This is a genomic window from Micromonospora sp. NPDC003197 (genome assembly GCF_053590565.1).
In genome coordinates this window covers 274004-290132 of sequence record NZ_JBSFTE010000006.1, presented here as the reverse complement: position 1 = coordinate 290132, position 16129 = coordinate 274004, and the positions used below count along the sequence as shown (strand labels likewise).

General features: G+C 69.2%; 15 protein-coding genes and 1 tRNA gene. 2 read left to right on the top strand and 14 right to left on the bottom strand.

Going from position 1 to position 16129, the window contains the following annotated elements:
- Window positions 1-4: 4 nt before the first annotated feature.
- The 8 genes from ACWDV4_RS09620 to fdh form a co-directional block, all read right to left on the bottom strand.
- Window positions 5-1147 carry a hypothetical protein gene (locus tag ACWDV4_RS09620; RefSeq protein ID WP_449976211.1) on the bottom strand — a complete coding sequence of 381 codons (1143 nt, stop codon included), beginning with the start codon at window positions 1145-1147 and terminating at the stop codon, window positions 5-7.
- Window positions 1140-1370 (bottom strand): RNA polymerase sigma factor, encoded by a 231-nt coding sequence (locus ACWDV4_RS09615; protein WP_449976209.1) that lies wholly within the window; start codon window positions 1368-1370, stop codon window positions 1140-1142. Before ACWDV4_RS09615 ends, ACWDV4_RS09620 begins: the two co-directional genes overlap by 8 nt.
- Window positions 1371-1447: 77 nt before the next feature.
- Window positions 1448-3217: a selenocysteine-specific translation elongation factor gene (gene selB / locus ACWDV4_RS09610; protein WP_449976208.1), complete on the bottom strand. Its 1770-nt coding sequence runs from the start codon at window positions 3215-3217 to the stop codon at window positions 1448-1450.
- Between the two features lie 6 nt (window positions 3218-3223).
- On the bottom strand, window positions 3224-4555 hold the full coding sequence (gene selA / locus ACWDV4_RS09605) for an L-seryl-tRNA(Sec) selenium transferase (protein WP_449976206.1): 1332 nt from the start codon (window positions 4553-4555) through the stop codon (window positions 3224-3226).
- An 87-nt stretch (window positions 4556-4642) separates the two neighbouring features.
- A tRNA-Sec gene (locus ACWDV4_RS09600) sits at window positions 4643-4738 on the bottom strand.
- Between the two features lie 98 nt (window positions 4739-4836).
- Complete coding sequence (gene nrfD, locus ACWDV4_RS09595) at window positions 4837-5796, bottom strand: NrfD/PsrC family molybdoenzyme membrane anchor subunit (RefSeq protein ID WP_449976204.1); 960 nt, start codon at window positions 5794-5796, stop codon at window positions 4837-4839.
- Window positions 5793-6605 carry a 4Fe-4S dicluster domain-containing protein gene (locus ACWDV4_RS09590; protein ID WP_449976203.1) on the bottom strand — a complete coding sequence of 271 codons (813 nt, stop codon included), beginning with the start codon at window positions 6603-6605 and terminating at the stop codon, window positions 5793-5795. The genes nrfD and ACWDV4_RS09590 overlap by 4 nt, the downstream gene beginning before the upstream one ends.
- Window positions 6598-9864, bottom strand: coding sequence for a formate dehydrogenase (gene fdh / locus ACWDV4_RS09585; protein ID WP_449976202.1), 3267 nt, complete (start codon window positions 9862-9864; stop codon window positions 6598-6600). Before fdh ends, ACWDV4_RS09590 begins: the two co-directional genes overlap by 8 nt.
- Before the next feature lie 191 nt (window positions 9865-10055).
- On the opposite strand from fdh, the gene ACWDV4_RS09580 reads away from it, so the two are divergent.
- Complete coding sequence (locus ACWDV4_RS09580; protein WP_449976201.1) at window positions 10056-10226, top strand: hypothetical protein; 171 nt, start codon at window positions 10056-10058, stop codon at window positions 10224-10226.
- Here the strand turns inward: ACWDV4_RS09580 and ACWDV4_RS09575 are convergent.
- Complete coding sequence (locus ACWDV4_RS09575; RefSeq protein ID WP_449976200.1) at window positions 10195-10977, bottom strand: SIR2 family NAD-dependent protein deacylase; 783 nt, start codon at window positions 10975-10977, stop codon at window positions 10195-10197. The genes ACWDV4_RS09580 and ACWDV4_RS09575 overlap by 32 nt on opposite strands.
- 154 nt (window positions 10978-11131) lie before the next feature.
- A complete protein-coding gene (locus tag ACWDV4_RS09570; RefSeq protein ID WP_449976199.1) occupies window positions 11132-11785 on the bottom strand; it encodes an NADPH-dependent F420 reductase in 654 nt (217 codons plus the stop codon).
- Between the two features lie 122 nt (window positions 11786-11907).
- On the opposite strand from ACWDV4_RS09570, the gene ACWDV4_RS09565 reads away from it, so the two are divergent.
- Window positions 11908-12321, top strand: a complete 414-nt coding sequence (locus ACWDV4_RS09565; RefSeq protein WP_449976198.1) for a winged helix-turn-helix transcriptional regulator — start codon at window positions 11908-11910, stop codon at window positions 12319-12321.
- Here ACWDV4_RS09565 and ACWDV4_RS09560 read toward each other — a convergent pair.
- From ACWDV4_RS09560 to ACWDV4_RS09545, 4 genes are all read right to left on the bottom strand, one after another.
- On the bottom strand, window positions 12318-12962 hold the full coding sequence (locus ACWDV4_RS09560) for a phosphatase PAP2 family protein (RefSeq protein WP_449976197.1): 645 nt from the start codon (window positions 12960-12962) through the stop codon (window positions 12318-12320). The two genes, ACWDV4_RS09565 and ACWDV4_RS09560, sit on opposite strands and share 4 nt — an antisense overlap.
- Before the next feature lie 201 nt (window positions 12963-13163).
- Window positions 13164-13754: a hypothetical protein gene (locus ACWDV4_RS09555; protein ID WP_449976285.1), complete on the bottom strand. Its 591-nt coding sequence runs from the start codon at window positions 13752-13754 to the stop codon at window positions 13164-13166.
- A 479-nt stretch (window positions 13755-14233) separates the two neighbouring features.
- Entirely contained in the window at window positions 14234-14905 is a 672-nt protein-coding gene (locus ACWDV4_RS09550; RefSeq protein WP_449976196.1) for a response regulator, read from the bottom strand.
- A complete protein-coding gene (locus tag ACWDV4_RS09545; protein WP_449976195.1) occupies window positions 14898-16049 on the bottom strand; it encodes a sensor histidine kinase in 1152 nt (383 codons plus the stop codon). The genes ACWDV4_RS09550 and ACWDV4_RS09545 overlap by 8 nt, the downstream gene beginning before the upstream one ends.
- Between the last annotated feature and the right edge of the window lie 80 nt (window positions 16050-16129).

Sequence of the window (16129 nt, the reverse complement as noted above, 5' to 3'; positions counted from 1 at the left end):
TCAGTCAGTCCGTTCGTGGCATAGATGGCGAACCGCAGGTCCGGTGCCCGGTACGCCTCGATCCGCCACCGGTGGTTCTTGTCCCGCCACGTCGCCGCAGGATCCATGGTTTCCACGTTAGGAGAGCTGGTCCGATCCGGCAGACGGATCGCCGGTAGCCCTCACTGAGCGGACGATCCGGGTTGGTACGGATCCAGCTGCGACCAGCGTCGGCACTGCGATAGATCCGGGCTGTCGCGTCCCCCTCGGTGAAGACGGCATAGGCCGTCCTACCATCGACGCTTGCCACGCTCGGCTGACCGGCCACCGGATCGTCGTCGGACGGCACCGGGGCCTCGCCCGCGAACACCGACAGGGTCCAGGTGGCGCCACGGTCCCGGCTCACCGCGACCGCCGGCCGGCGACTCACCGGATCGATCCCCATCACCCAGACACCGATGCTGGCCGGCACATCGGTCAGCCAGAACCGGACCAACGGCGGCTGGCTGGCCAGCGGGGCGATCGAGCCGGTACTCCGGTCCAAGACGTACAGGGCGGCATCCCCGTCCTTTTCGTCGTACGCCGAACGGAGAACACTGTCATCCGCCGCTGCTGCGGCTACCGGCACATCCGTTCTCAGCGGCTTACGCCAGGTCGTACCACCGTCGAGACTGACCCGCCAGTCCGCGACATGCTGGTATCGACGGAACTTCTCAGAAAACGATATCGGCGACGACTGCCCGGTCGAATTCAGATCGACGAACAGAGCCTGCGGGCCGACAACGTGGATCCGATAAGGCCCTCGGCTCCCGTCGAAGTCACTGCGCTGCTGCCAACTTCGACCGCTGTCTGCCGACGCCAGCAATCTCGTCGGGCAGCTTCCACAATCGGAAACCAGGGCGTAGAGGTGGGTGGCGTCACCGGCTCCGGCCCATAGCAGATACTGCCAGTGGGTCTCGACCGGATTGCCTGACGGTAGGCTCTCTCCCGGTGCTGGCCCCCGTACCGTCGGGGTCAGGGCGGTGAAGCCGCCGAGGCCAAGCAGCACGGCCAAGGCCAGGGCCACACCACTGGTCCGCACCCGCCGCCCGGTACGCAACCTGCTGGCCCGCTGCTGGACGCTCCGACCGACCACGTCACGCAGGCCGTGATAGTCCGGTTCACGCATGGCTGACCGCTTCCTTCCTGACTGGTTGGGGATCCTCGGACAGGTGCCGGGCGAGCGCGGCCCGGCCCCGGGACAGCCTGGCCTTGACCGTGCCGGCCGGGACGCCGAGCGCGGTGGCGACCTCCGCCACGGACAGGTCACCGGTCAGGCCGTAGAGCTGGCCCACTAATCGTTGGTAGTACGCCTGATATGCCTGGCGCACCGCGTCCACTCCGTCATCCATTCCCACTCCCTTTGGCGACGCTGTCAAAGGAAGGACGGGCAACGACCCGCAGTGGTTGCACGCAAAAGTCCAGGCGTTCAGTCCACCGGCGTGGTTACCACGATCCGGGCGTCGTCGGGCAGCCGGCGGGTTGCGCCCCGCTGGTCCAACAGTTCGAGCAACGGCACCGCTACCCGTCGGGTGGTGCCCAGCGCCTGACGGGCGGTGCTGAGCGTGAACGGCTGCGGCAGGCCGGCCAATACCCGTACTGCCTCGTCCGGGGCCCCGGGCAGCAGCACCACGTTCTCCGCCAGCCGCAGCAACGCCCCTGTGCGGACCGCGGCACCGATCTCCCGGCGGCCCAGTCCCAGCTCCACCAGTCGGGCCGCCTCCGGGGCGAGGAACGGCCGGGCAGTCAGGTCGGCCCGAAGGCGCTCGACTGCCCGAACCAGCCTGGCGGGCAGCCCGGCTTCCGGCCCGACCAGACTTACCCGACCGGCACTGGCGGCCAGGGGCGGCGCCACCAACGCCGAAACGAGGGCTCGGTCGGGTAGGCCGAGCGTTCGACGTAGAGTCTCCACCGGCATGCCCGGCTCGAGCGGATGGGTAGCGGCATACCGACGCACCTGATCGATCGCGCGCCGACGCAGTTCCCGCCAGTGCGCGTCGTCGACGTGCCAGTCCCCCGCCACCGGTGTGGTGCCGACCCGTACCCCCATCCGCTCCAGGTCGCCCCGACGCGACAAGCCCCGTCGGGCCAACTCGCCGGCTTCGTCCGGTACACCATCCATCGTGGCCAGTACGACTGCCCGCCGCGCCGCCGCGCCCCGTCGGGTCAATGGTGGCGGTACGACGTCGAGGACGGTCACGCCCCCCACCACCCGATGTCGGCCGGGGTCCCGCAGCAACGCCCGGTCACCCACGTGCAGCGGCACCGGCCGGGCCAGCCGCAACCGGATGGTGTCCGCCCCCAGCGGCCGTATCCGTACCGGCACCGCGGCCGAACCGATATGCAGGGTCAGCGTGGCCGGCACGGCGCTCACCGGGTCACCGGCCAGCCGCACGTCGACCAGGTCGGTCGGCTGGAACCGTCCCGGGGTGAGCAATGCCTCGCCCCGGGCCACCTGGTCCCGGGCGACGCCGCGTAGGTTGACCGCCACCCGGGCCACCCCGTTGACCCGGTCGACCGGTGCGCCCAACGACTGAAGCGCCCGGACCCGGACGCGACGACCGGTGGTGCCAAGTTCCAGTTCGTCGTCGATCTGCAACCGGCCTCCGCCCAGGGTGCCGGTGACCACCGTGCCGCTGCCGGCGACCGTGAACACCCGGTCCACCCACAGCCGTACCGGGGTGGACGACGGCGGGGGCGGCATCCGTCCAGCGAGCCGGTCCAGCGCGTTCCGCAACTCGATCAGACCGGCCCCGGTGGCGCTGCTGACAGCGACCGCCTCGATATCGCGTAGCGAGGTGCCGGCCAGTTCGGTGCGGGCTTGCCGGGTGGCGGTTCGCGGGTCGGCCAGGTCGGCTCGGGTCACCACAAGCAGGCCGTACTGGACACCGAGCGCGTCCAGCGCTGCCAGGTGTTCGGTGGACTGTGGCATCCAGCCCTCGTCGGCGGCGACGACCAGCAACGCGGCGGGGACCGGTCCGACCCCGGCGAGCATGTTCGGCACGAACCGCTCGTGCCCGGGCACGTCGACGAACGCCACGACCTGACCGGACGGCAGCGTGGTCCAGGCGAAGCCCAGGTCGATCGTCATGCCCCGGCGGCGTTCCTCGGCCCAGCGGTCCGGTTCCATCCCGGTCAACGCCCGGACGAGGGTGGACTTGCCGTGGTCGACGTGTCCGGCGGTGGCAACGACCCGCACGTCGACTCAGCGGTTCCGGGCCGGGCTGTCGGGGGCGGCACGCTGCAGCGCCCGCAGGACCGCTCGACGTAGGGTGTCGTCCTGTTCGGGGGGTACGCCCCGCAGGTCCAGCAGCAGTCGATCGCGTTCGACCCGGCCCAGCACCGGTGGATCGCCGTGACGCAGCGCTTCGGCGTACTGGGCTGGCAGGGCGAGCGCCCACGACTCCAGCTCGACCCCGGGGGCACCGCCGCCGCCCACCACCGCCACCGAGCCGACGACCTCGGTTTTGTGACCGGCTTCGCCGATCGCCTGGCGTAGCCGCTCGGCGCGGTCGTGCAGTTGCCCCGGACCGGCCCGCAGCGCCTGCCAGGTGGGGGTGGCCTGATCGCGCAGGGTCGCCTCCAGGGCGGCCAGGGTCAGTTTGTCCACCCGCAGCGCGCGGGCCAGTGGATGCTGACGCAGCCGCTCGACCAGGTCGGCGTCGCCCAGTAGCAAGCCGGCCTGTGGCCCGCCGAGCAGTTTGTCGCCGCTGGCCGTGACCAGGGCAGCCCCGGCCCGCAGCATCGAGGCGGCGTCCGGCTCGTCGGGCAACAGCGGGTCCGGGGCGAGCAGTCCGGAGCCGATGTCGGCCACCACCGGCACACCGAGGGTGGCCAGCTCCCGGACCGGTACGGCGGTGGTGAAGCCGCGGACCACAAAGTTGGACGGATGGACCTTCAGGATGAATCCGGTGGCCGAACCGACTGCCCAGGAGTAGTCGGCGAGGGTGGTGCGGTTGGTGGTGCCGACCTCGCGGAGCTGGGCACCGGTGCTTTCCAACAGGTCCGGTAGGCGGAACCCGTCGCCGATCTCGACCAGTTCTCCTCGGCTGACCACGATGTCCCGCCCGGCGGCGAGCACCGTAGCGGCCAGGACCAGTGCCGCCGCGCCGTTGTTGACCACGTGCACCGCTGCCGCCTCCGGTACGGCGGCGGCGAGCGCGGCCATCGCCTCGCGTCCCCGCTGGGCCCGCTGTCCGGTCGTCAGGTCGAATTCGACGGCGGTGTAGCCGGCGGCGGCGACCACCGCCTCGATGGCCGACGTGGACAGTGCCGCCCGGCCGAGGTTGGTGTGCAGCAGCACGCCGGTGGCGTTGACGACCGACCGGGGGCGGTTGCTGGGTAGTGCCGCCACTGCCGCGTCGGGCACCTCCTCGGGCCGGATCTCCCCTCGGCGGGCCCGGTGCTGTGCCCCGACGACGACCGCCTTGACCCGGGCCCGACCAAACGCGGCCACGGCGGCGGCCAGACGTGGATCGGTCAGCACCAAATCGGTACGGGGTATACGTCGCCGCGCATCGGTCGCCCCTTCGCGCATGGCTCACCTCGCCGGCTCGACGAACACGGACGGATCCCGTCAGGGCAGCCACCCGTGCCGGGTTGGCGGAGACGGACGGTCCTGGATTGGCGGAGGCGGACGGGAATCGAACCCGCCCGGCCCGGATCCCGGACCACACCGGTTTTGAAGACCGGGAGGGGCACCAGCCGCCTGAACGCCTCCACTGAGCACTCTAGCTAGCGAAATCCGGCGTCTGGGCCGAAAACCGCAGCGGTGGCGCGTACCGACCCGATCGGGGTAATCCGGGTGGGGTGGGACGGTCAACTGTCGATCGTCGGGGTGGTCTCCGTCAGCCGCTGCCGCTGCGGCAGGACGGTGTACCTCGGGTCTCGGGCGGAGGTGAGTCCCGCCTGGAACACGGCGAACCGGGTCGCCACCGAGGAGGCGAGCAGGGCCGCCCCGGACAGCGCCGAGACCACCCGGTTGCGCCGGCCGAGCAGCGCTCCGACGGTTCCGGCCACCAGTAGCGCCCGGCCCGCGCGCAGCAGGATTCCGGCCGGTCCGGTCTGGTAGGGGTCGCTGACCAGCCCCATCCGTTCGACCCGACGACCGGCGGCGAGTTCCAGCCCGGCGGCGGCCACGACCAGGCGACGCAGCGGTCCGGTCTCGGCGGGAGGAACGGCCACCAGGCCCATGCCGGCCGCGCTGGCCAGTGCGCTACCCGAGAAGACGAACGGAAGCCAGGGGTAGGCCTCGTGCCAGGAGGGTACGGCGGTATCAGCGAGCAGCACCCCGGTGTACGTGGCCAGGGCCGGTGCCGCCACAGCGGAAATGACACCGGCGGCCCGGCCGACCGGCGGCGCTGCCCGACGCGCCAGGCCGAGTAGGCCGCGGCTGGGCAACAACGGGCCTATCTCGCTGACCGCCGCCGCTCCGGCCGCCGGTCCGAACACGGCCAGGATCCAGGTCCCCACCGACATCGGCGAGGTGGGTTTGGCCACCCGCAGCATGTGGTGGAAGCGGGCCGGGCGGCCGAGATCGTGAACCAGGAAGTAGGTGCTGGCACCGACCGCAGCCAACGATGCGAGCCGGCTGGCCCGGCGCAACGTCGGGCGGCCGGTCAGGTCCGCGCCTGCCGCGACCAGCGCGGTGCCGGCGGCAAGCCCGCCCGTGAAGAGGTAGGCGGGAATGTCCCACCGCCACACCGGGGCCTTGATGATGGGACGTCCGTAGTAGGAGTCGAAGGTCAACGGCGGGACGGTGATGCCGTCGCGGCTCACGCCGGCCCACCCAGGAACGCGGCGACCGTAACGGCCGCCATGACCAGGGCAGCAGCACCGGCCCGACGCCACATGTGGGGCAGGTCCCGGGTGGTCACCACCGGATCGGGGGGCAGGCCGTACACCTCTGGCTCGTCGAGCAGCAGGAAGAAGGCACCGTCGCCACCGACCCCGTCGGTCGGATCGTGGCCGTACAGCTGGGCCTCGGGGACGCCGGCATCGTGCAACCGCTCCACCCGGGCCTGGGCCCGGTCGCGCAGTTCGTCGAGTGGACCGTACTGGATCGACTCGGTGGGGCAGGCCTGCGCACAGGCCGGGGTCATCCCCGCCCCGATCCGGTCGTAGCAGAGCGTGCACTTCCAGGCTCGGCCGTCGTCACGCCGCTGATCGATCACTCCGTATGGGCAGGCGGGGATGCAGTATCCGCAGCCGTTGCAGATGTCCTCCTGCACCACGACCGTGCCGAACTCGGTACGGAACAGCGAGCCGGTCGGGCAGACATCCAGGCAGGCCGCGCGGGTGCAGTGCTTGCACACGTCGGACATCATCAGCCAGTGCGTGTCGGTTTCGACGAAGGCGACGTGCCGCCACGAGTTGGCGGTCAACGCACCGGTGTTGTCGTACGACATGCCAAGCAGGTCCAGCCCGGTGGCGGGCACCTGGTTCCACTCCTTGCAGGCCACCTCGCACGCCTTGCAGCCGATGCAGACGCTGGTGTCGGTGAAGAACCCCATCCGGGGTGGCGCGTCGACGTGTCCGGCGGCTGCGGCCGGCTCCCCCGGCTCGTATCTGGTGAGTATCTCAGTCATGGCCGGTATCTCCGTCGGTGGTGGTCAGCATTGGCGGGTACTGCCCGTCGGCGGTGCCGGAGCGTCGTCGGTAGTCGTCGACCAGTTCCCGCAGTGCCGCTCCCCTGGGTCGGCGGCCGGTTCGCAGGTCGCAGGTGCCGACCTTGCTCTCCTGGATCAGTACGTTAGGGTCGAGGACGATCCCGAACAGGTCGTTGGCCGAATCTCCCCGGCTCAAGCCCTGGTCCCCCCAGTGGTACGGCAGCCAGATCTGGTGGACGGTCCTCCCGTCGATTCGCAGTGGGGCGACCCGGCCGGTGACCAGGACCCGGGCCTCGACAACTGCCCGGGTGGTGATCACGTGGGCCCAGCCGAGGTGGGTCAGCCCGCGCTCGGCGGCCAACTCCGGGGAGACCTCCAGGAACATCTCCGGTTGCAACTCGGCCAGGTACTTGACGTTGCGGCTCATGCCCCCGGCGGTGTGGTGCTCGGTGAGTCGGCTGACAGTGAAGACGTACGGGAAGACGTCGCAGTGTGGTTGGGGCGGGCTCGGGTTGGTCGGGTTCTCCGGCCGGTCGTACACCTTTCGGGTCGGGTTGGCCTGCTGGCCGTAGAGCGGGTTACGGATCGGCGACTCGGCCGGCTCGTAGTGGGTGGGCAACGGACCGTCGAGGGTGCCGGCCGGCGCGTACAGCCAGCCCTTCCCGTCGCCCTGCATGATGAACGAATCGGCCCCACTGATCCCGGCGACTCCGGTGGCCCCGGGCGGCGGGCGGTACGACGGCGGTTTGGTCTTCTCGAAGTCCGGCACGTCGTGGCCGACCCACTCGCCAGCCTCTGGATCCCACCAGACGTACGCCTTGCGTTCGCTCCACGGCCGCCCCTCCGGGTCGGCCGAGGCACGGTTGTAGAGGGTGCGGCGGTTGGCCGGCCAGGCCCAGCCCCACTCGGGAGCCACCCAGCTCTGTTCCTGGCCGGGTTTGCGGCGGGCGGCCTGGTTGACCCCGTCGGCGTACACCCCGGAGTAGATCCAGCAGCCGCCGGCGGTGGACCCGTCGGCCTTCATCTCCGTGTACGAGGCCAGCGGCCGGCCGGTGGTCACGTCGTACCCGTTGATCTCGTAGAGCACCGCCTCGGCGCTCGGCTCCGCGTACGGACCGTGCGTGGGGTAGTTCCAGTTGAGGTCGAGCAACGGCCGGTCGCGGTCCCGGTTGGCGTGGGCGAGTTTCTCCCGGATGATCCGCCCGAGGTGGTAGAAGAACCACAGTTCGGAGCGGCAGTCGCCGGGCGGCTCGACGGCCTTTTCCCGCCACTGCAGCAGCCGCTGGGTCTGGGTGAAGGTGCCCTCCTTCTCGACGTGTGAGGCGGCGGGCAGGAAGAACACCTCGGTACGACACTGTTCCGGCACGATCTCGCCGGTTTCGACCTCCGGCCCCTCCTGCCAGAAGGTGGCGCTTTCGATCATGAAGAGGTCCCGGACGACGAGCCAGTCCAGGTTGGCCATGCCCAACCGCTGGGCGCGGCCGTTCGCGGAGCCGACGGCCGGGTTCTGCCCGAGCAGGAAGTAGCCCTTGATCTTGCCGTCGATCATGTCGAGGACCTGCTGGTAGGTGCCGTGGTCACCGCTGATCCTGGGCAGGTAGTCGAAGCAGAAGTCGTTGTCCGGGGTGGCCGCCTCACCCCAGTACGCCTTGAGCAGGCTCGCCGCGAACCGGTCCGCGTCGCCCCAGAAGCCCTGCTGCTGCGGATGCCGCATGGTGTCGACCCATTTCGCGAAGGTCGAATGGGTGGTGTGCTGTGGCATCGGCAGGTAGCCGGGCAGCAGGTTGAACAGGGTCGGGATGTCGGTGGAGCCCTGGATGCTGGCGTGTCCCCGCAGCGCGAGCACACCACCGCCCGGGCGACCGATGTTGCCCAACAGCAGCTGAATGATCGCCCCGGTACGGATGTACTGCACTCCGACGGTGTGCTGCGTCCAGCCCACCGAGTAGACCAGCGCGGTGGTGCGCTCCCGGCCGGAGTTGGCCGTCCAGGCCCGAGCCACCTCCTCGAACAGGTCCCGGGGCACGCCGCAGACCCGCTCGACCATCTCGGGGGTATAGCGGGCGTAGTGCCGTTTGAGAATCTGGTAGACGCAGCGCGGGTGCCGCAACGTCTCGTCCCGCTCGGTGTCGCCTCCGACCGGGACGCCATGCGACTCGTGTTCCAGGCCGGCACCGGTCTCCCGCTGCGTGGCGGTGTCACCGCCCCCGCCGTCCCGTTCCTGGCCGTGGTACTGCCAGGTCGTCTGGTCGTAGCTGGCCGTCTCCGGCTGGTAGCCGGAGAAGAGTCCGTCCAGGTCGTCGGCGTCCCGGTAGGCCTCGCTGACAATGGTCGCCGCGTTGGTGTACGCCAGCACGTACTCCCGGAAGTCCAGTTCGTTGTCGAGGATGTACCGGACGATGCCGCCCAGGAAGGCGATGTCGGTGCCGGCCCGGATCGGCACGTGGGTGTCGGCCATCGCGCTGGTCCGGGTGAACCTCGGATCGACGTGGATGACCCTGGCCCCACGCTCCTTGGCAGCCATCACCCACTGGAACCCCACCGGGTGGCACTCGGCCATGTTGGAGCCCTGGATGATGATGCAGTCAGCGTTGACCAGGTCCTGCTGGAACCCGGTGGCGCCGCCACGACCGAAACTGGTCCCCAGACCGGGGACGGTGGCGGAGTGTCAAATGCGGGCCTGATTCTCGATCTGGATCGCGCCCAACGCGGTGAACAACTTCTTGATGAGGTAGTTCTCCTCGTTGTCCAGCGTCGCGCCGCCAAGACTGGCGATGCCCCGGGTACGGCGCAACGGGCAGCCCGTCTCGTCAGTCTCCTCCCAGGTCTCGTCACGAGCGGCGATGATCCGGTCGGCGATCATGTCCATGGCGGTGGCGAGATCAAGATCCTCCCACTGCGTGCCGTATGGCCGGCGGTAACGCACCTTCTGCTGACGCAGTTCGCTGGTGACCAGGTTCTTGCTGGCCGAGCCCTTCGGGCAGAGCCGACCCCGGGAGATCGGGCTGTCCGGGTCGCCCTCGATCTGGGTGACCTTGCCGTCGGTGACGTAGACCCGCTGCCCGCAGCCGACGGCGCAGTACGGGCAGACCGAGCGGGCCATCGAATCGGCGGTCTCGGTACGGGGGGTCAGCGCCGCCGAACGCGCGGACTTGGCCGCCGCGCCGAGCCCGAGCGGGTCGGTGCCGGTCAGCTGACGGTAGACCGGCCAGCCCTCGATCCAGGTACGGACGCCCACGCGGCACCTCCTCCCGGCAGCGACCAGCCCCGACCCACCTGACGATAGTGAAAAAGGCTTCGACTGTCGGGCTCATCGACGATCCCACTGCCGGACGAGAAGGCATTTTCTCGGGTCGATCTATGCCTCTACCGGGGAGTAGGGTCGGGCCACACGGCACGACATTCGTCTTCGGGGAGAGAGGAAGTCTGATGCTGGTCAAGTCCGCCCGCACCGACAACGGGGGGCAGGTCACCATCGAATCCGAGCGCGGTTATACCGGCTCGGTGTACAAGGTCTATCTCAATGGGGCGTACCAGGGCGAGTATTCGTCCATACAGGACGCTCTGGCTAAGGTCCGGGAGCTTGGAGGGAAGTCGTGACGCCGGCCAGAGCGGCGACGATCCGGGGCAGGGCGGTCCCGATCGGCTCGCGAATCACTTCGACGGCCAGATAGTCGTACGGCGTCGGGTCACGGTTGACGATCACCAACCGGGCACCCGCGTCGACCGCGACCGCGCACAGCGACGCCGCCGGCTCCACTTGGAGGGAACTACCCACCACGAGCAGGAGCTGGCTCGCCACGGCGATTCGCTGCGCATGATCCAGGATCCCGGTATCGAGACGTTCGCCGAACATCACGACCCCGAGCTTGAGGATGCCACCGCAGGACGTACAGGCCGGGTCGTCCGTACCCTCGGCGACCCGGGCCAACGTCTCCGCCGCCGGCGTCCGCGCCTGGCAGCTGGTGCAGACCACGGTACGCATGCTGCCGTGCAGTTCGAGCACCTTACGCGCGGCGCTGCCCGCCTTCTGATGCAACCCGTCGATGTTCTGGGTCACGATCCGTACCGCTAGGTCGGAGCGCTCCAACTCCGCCAGCACCCGATGCGCGACGTTTGGCTCGGCCTGCCAGGCGGCGTGGTGCAGATAGCGCCGCCAGAACCGGACCCGGACCGCCCGATCGGCCATGAAGTGGGGATAGGTGAAGACCTCGACGGCGGATGGATCACGGGTCCACACCCCGTCCGGGCCACGGTAGTCGGGGATTCCCGAGTCGGTGGAGATCCCGGCCCCGGTCATCACCGCGACCCGGCTGACCCCGTACGCCCAGTCGCCGATCGTCTCCCCCATGCCTGCCGATGGTAGGTGTCCGGAGCACGGATCGGCGAGCCGATTAGCTCTCGGTCGGCACCGTTTGCTCTGGCAGACCACGCAGCAGGCGCGGACGGAGTTGGAGCGCTCCGACCTGCTGCGTGCCCTCACCAGGTTGGCTGCGCCCCCTCATTCATCGCGCGATGGTAAGGCCGAACGGAACCGGCCCGAGAGCGGCGACCAGGGGACGGACCAGCAGGATGAAACTCTCCGGCCACCTCGCCGTTGTCACGTCACCGAGATCGATGATCCACCCTCGTGGCCAGCCCAGGTCGACGAGCAGATCCGCGACCACGCCCTTGGCGTCGACGTCATTGCCGGACAGGAACGCCGACAGCGGTGTCGGCAGGCTCGTGGGGTCGACCATCAGGGACGCCGGCCCCACGGTGTTCAGGGTCTTGACCACCTTCACGCCGGGCAACGCGTGTTGGATCTGCTCGGCCAAGCTGCTGACGGGATAGCACAGTGATTCGGCAAATCCGTCCGGACCCGAGGTGACGGCGTTGGCGATGTCGACGAGTACCTTGCCGGTGAGCACCGGGCCCAACTCTCGGAGCACCTCGACTGACACGGCACCGGGTAGGCCATTGACCACGATGTCGCCCGCTCGGGCCGCCTCAGACAGGGCGGTGACGGAAATCCGCGCACCGGACGCGCCCACCCAGTCCTTCCGGGTCGCGGCCACCGGTTCTCGCGATCCCACGACGACGCGGTATCCCGCATCGGACAGCTTGCCGGACAACGCCTCAGCGACGTTCCCGGTTCCGAGTACTGCAACGGTGGTCATGAGGGAGCTCCCTGGGTTGACGCGCTCGAACGGCTGGTGGGGCCGCCTCGGGCAACGCTAGGGTCGCTACCGATGATCAGGCAGTACGCACTTGAAGGTGCCCAACGCACGCGGGGGATGCCATGGTGACTCATACCGCTGCTCACCGACGTAAGCAGGCCGGGGTTGCGTACCTTGCCCGCCTCGCCCACTGCCCGACGCACCGGCTACTCGACCGTATCGGCAGCAAGTGGGTCAGCCTCGTGCTGAAGGAACTCGCCGACGGGCCACGCCGCTACGGCGATCTCGCACGCACCATCGCCGGGGTCACCCCAAAGATGCTGACCGAGACCCTCCGAGGGCTCGAACGTGACGGACTGGTGTCGAGGTCCGTAGTCGCCGCGGTGCCCGCCCGCGTCGACTACCGGCTCACGCCGCTCGGGGAGAGTCTGCTGCCCGTGCTGCACGTCGTGACGCTCTGGGCCGAGCAACACATCGACGCGATCGACGCTGCCCGACGCTCGTACGACGCAGGGGATCGTGACGTCGAAGCCTAGGCCGGGGGGAGCGATCCGGTCAGGCTGGCGGCAACGGGGGCGGCGGTCAGCGCCACCAACCAACCGGCGAGCACATCACTGGGCCAGTGTGCGGCCAGCACCACCCGGCTGGCACCGACGGTCAACGGCCAGCCGGCGAGCGCGGTGAGCAGGACGGCCCGACCCGCCGGGGACAGCTCCGGCCAGCGCAGGAACGCCACAACGAGAGCTGCCGTCGCCGCCCGGCTGGCGTGCCCGGAGGGAAAGGCGTACCCGGCGACAGGTGGTCCCGGCCGGACCGGACGTACCCGGGCGGTCCAGGCTCGCACGGCACCTCGCAGCAACCCGCCGGCGGCGAAGGCCGTGGTGGCGAAGGCCAGGGCTCGCCTTCGTCGGTGTCGCGGAAGGGTCCCGGCCGCGCCGCTGACCAAGGCCAGCACGACGGCGCCATGCCCCAGGTGGGTCAGTCGCGCGGCGGCGGCACGAACGGTCGGGTGTCGTTCCCCGAAATCGTATGCAGCGGCGCTGAGCGCCGCGTCGGCCGCGATCAACTCGGTGTGACCGGTGGCAACCAGCCCGGCGAGAACGCAGAACGCCATGCCCGAGGCGGCGGCCCAACCCGGTGGCCGCCACAACGCCGGGCGCAACGGTTGCCGGCGCATCCCCCTCCCCAAGGTTGCTCTCGGGGTCGTCACCGACCCGGACTTCGCTGGTACCCGGTTCAACGAGGCACCGCCCCGGCCGGCCACCCCGGCCTACCGTCGACCGGTACGCGCACGACTTGCACGAAAAAGGCCGGTGGCCGGCCCCCATGGGTTTCGGGGGCCGGCCACCGGCCTTTCACACGATATGTAAGCCGTACGTCAGCTGTTGTTCCAGTGCTCGGCGACCAGGTCAGCAGCCTGGCTCTCCCACTGCGCATAGTGGAACGGGTACGCCGACACCTGAACCTTCTGCGCGGCCTGCGTCAACGGCATCTTCTCCCAACCGTCGACCTGCTTCAGACCCTTCAGGAACGCCATCGTCGAGTACTCAGGATCAGTGATCTGCTCCACCGAACCCCAACCCGAAGACGGACGCTGCTGGAACAGACCCTGCGAATCATGATCATTCCGGTCACCCAGATGACCCAGATTCTCCAACTTCGACTCCTGCAGGCTCGTCGCGATGGCCACCACAGCAGCCCGCTCGTCCATACCAGCCTTCTTCGTAGCCGCGATGATCGCCTTCACATTGCTGGTCTGCTCGGCGTTCAGCGGAATCCGCGACTGCTCACCCTGCACACCGTGCGGGATCAGCTTGTCCATGGCAGGCTTGTCAGCCTGCACGGCCACACCAGCCAGCTTCGGCGACGCCGCAACCGTCTGATCGGCCAACGCCGGACCAGCGAACACACCACCAGTAAAAGCAAGACCAGCAGCAGCAAGCACACTCTTACGCAGAATCGTATTCATGACCAAAGCTCCAATACCGGGGGAAAGGAACGCCTCCCGGGGGTACAGGAGACGCCAGGCAGCAGGCACACACACAAAAGCGCGCCACGCTCACCTGAAAGACAAGGGGGAAAGAATCAGAACGCCACACCCAACCCCAAGATCCCAGGGCGGGGGCGTAGACAAGATACAACGACCAACCCGCCGCCAACATTCCAGCGACCCCGGGCCCATCTCGAAGACGAACCCGCACGCCACCCGAACAGATGGCCGCGCTCGCACCGCCAAGAAGACAGCGCTACTCGGTCGTACGCGAGATATAACCACCCGCCGGCCGCCGGCATTCCACGCCAGCCCACCCACCACCAGTTGATCATGGGCGAATAAGCGCACAAAACACTCACAAACCCCCATAAGCTCCGAGCCCTTGTACCGGCGCCGGTCGACCAGCCGGACGTTCGGCGTGATCCGCCCATTCAGGGCGATCTCCCCACCGTCTGTCAGACGCCGCGGTCGCCCCAGTCGGCAAGCCCCGACTCATAGCCCGCGATCACCAGTTGCGCCCGGTCACGGGCGGCCAGCTTCGTCATGAGTCGACCGATATGCGTCTTGACGGTGCCCCGACTCAAGTGCAGGTACCGCTCGATCTCGGTGTTCGACAACCCACGCGTGATCAAGGTGAGCACTTCCCGTTCCCGGTGGGTCACCCCGTCGAGCCGACCCGGCACCCGGCGCGCCTGCGGCATCCGAGTGAACTCGTCGATGAGCCAACGGGTCACGCTCGGGGCGAGCAACGCTTCGCCTGCGGCCACCACCCTGATCGCGTCAAGCAGTCGTACGGGTGGGGTGTCCTTGAGCAGGAAACCGCTGGCCCCGGCATGCAGCGCCCGATAGACGTACTCGTCAAGGTCGAATGTGGTGAGGACGAGCACCCGGGGTGCGTTCTCAAGCGCGGTGACCTGCTCGGTGGCGGCGATGCCGTCCATCCCCGGCATCCTGATGTCCATCAGGACGACGTCGGGCTTCTGCGCTCTGGCGAGTTCAACGGTGTCGTCGCCGGTCCCCGCCTCGGCCACCACGGTCATCCCGGGGGTGGCCTCGATCAACAGGCGAAGAGTGCCGCGCAGCAGTACCTCGTCGTCGGCTAGGAGCACGCGTATCGGCTCACTCATCGTCCGGCGCCATCGGGCTGAACGGCAGCTGGGCGCGGACCGCGTACCCGCCGCCAGACTCGAAGCCAGCCTTGAGGGTGCCGCCATGCATCGCCGCCCGTTCCCGCATCCCTCGTACCCCGTGCCCGCGCGGGCCGTCGGAACGCCCGACCGTTCCGTCATCGACGACGGCAATGCTCAGCACCCCGGGCTCGACAGTGACGGTGAGCTGGCAGTGGGTCGGGCCGGCGTGGCGCAGCACGTTGGTGAGCGCCTCCTGCACGATGCGGTACGCCGAAGCCTGCACAACTGCCGGCACCGGTGACAGATCCGCCGCTCGCTCGACGTCGACGGTGATACCGGTAGTGCGGATGTCCTCGACCAGCCGGTCGAGTTCGGTGAAGCTCGGTGCGGTGTCGGCCGGATCGCGTAGTGCACCGAGCACGACTCGGACGTCGTCAAGAGCACTACGGCTGACCCGCTCGATCGTACGGAGTGCAGCGCGTCCCTGGTCGGGGTGGCTGTCCGCGAGGTGGTTGGCGACCGCCGCCTTCATCGCGATCAGGCTGAGGTTGTGCCCGACCACGTCGTGAATGTCCCGGGCGATGCGTAGCCGTTCCTCGGCCACCGCTTGGTCGGCACGCAGCTCGGCGAGTTGGGCAACCTGCTGGCGGCGTGCCCGTACCGCGCGGGCGAGCGCCCACGAGCCGGCGATGATGGTCGCGGAGTAGAGCAGGACCGGCACCGGAGTCGTCGTGAACGACTCCTCCCCCGGCTGGGGTGCGATGATCGGAAGCCCGGGGACCGTGATGCTCACCAGGCCTCCGGCCGTGACCGCGGCCAGCACCCCCACGAGCGTAAACCGGCTCTGCCGTTGGACGACGGAGAGCGCGACCACATAGATCGCGTACGCAATAGCCAGCACCACGGCATCACCGGCGATCCCAACGGCGATCGCCATCGTCCCGGCCATCGTCACCACGGTGAGCACCTGCACCGGCCAGTGCCTGCGTACCGTGAGCGGCAGGCAGAACAGAGCGGCGAGGCCCCACACCAGCGCGGGGGCACCAGGCGTCCGGACGGCCGTGAAGAGGACAAGAGCAGCTCCCACCAGCGCGTCGAGCGCCATCAGCTGCCGCAGCCCGAGCCGTCCCGAGTTGACCACGCGGACACCGTATCCATCAGACGCTGGTCAGGCATCGGACCACGGTCCGATCTCGGATTCGGACCGCGATCCGATGTGCG

Bases quoted from the DNA above. Each gene is read 5' to 3' on its own strand.
- ACWDV4_RS09575 (WP_449976200.1), bottom strand. From the start codon at position 10,977: ATGGGGGAGACGATCGGCGACTGGGCGTACGGGGTCAGCCGGGTCGCG.
- ACWDV4_RS09560 (WP_449976197.1), bottom strand. From the start codon at position 12,962: ATGCGCCGGCAACCGTTGCGCCCGGCGTTGTGGCGGCCACCGGGTTGG.
- ACWDV4_RS09615 (WP_449976209.1), bottom strand. From the start codon at position 1,370: ATGGATGACGGAGTGGACGCGGTGCGCCAGGCATATCAGGCGTACTAC.
- ACWDV4_RS09620 (WP_449976211.1), bottom strand. From the start codon at position 1,147: ATGCGTGAACCGGACTATCACGGCCTGCGTGACGTGGTCGGTCGGAGC.
- ACWDV4_RS09580 (WP_449976201.1), top strand. From the start codon at position 10,056: ATGCTGGTCAAGTCCGCCCGCACCGACAACGGGGGGCAGGTCACCATC.
- ACWDV4_RS09550 (WP_449976196.1), bottom strand. From the start codon at position 14,905: ATGAGTGAGCCGATACGCGTGCTCCTAGCCGACGACGAGGTACTGCTG.
- ACWDV4_RS09590 (WP_449976203.1), bottom strand. From the start codon at position 6,605: ATGACTGAGATACTCACCAGATACGAGCCGGGGGAGCCGGCCGCAGCC.
- ACWDV4_RS09570 (WP_449976199.1), bottom strand. From the start codon at position 11,785: ATGACCACCGTTGCAGTACTCGGAACCGGGAACGTCGCTGAGGCGTTG.
- ACWDV4_RS09565 (WP_449976198.1), top strand. From the start codon at position 11,908: ATGGTGACTCATACCGCTGCTCACCGACGTAAGCAGGCCGGGGTTGCG.
- selA (WP_449976206.1), bottom strand. From the start codon at position 4,555: ATGCGCGAAGGGGCGACCGATGCGCGGCGACGTATACCCCGTACCGAT.
- ACWDV4_RS09555 (WP_449976285.1), bottom strand. From the start codon at position 13,754: ATGAATACGATTCTGCGTAAGAGTGTGCTTGCTGCTGCTGGTCTTGCT.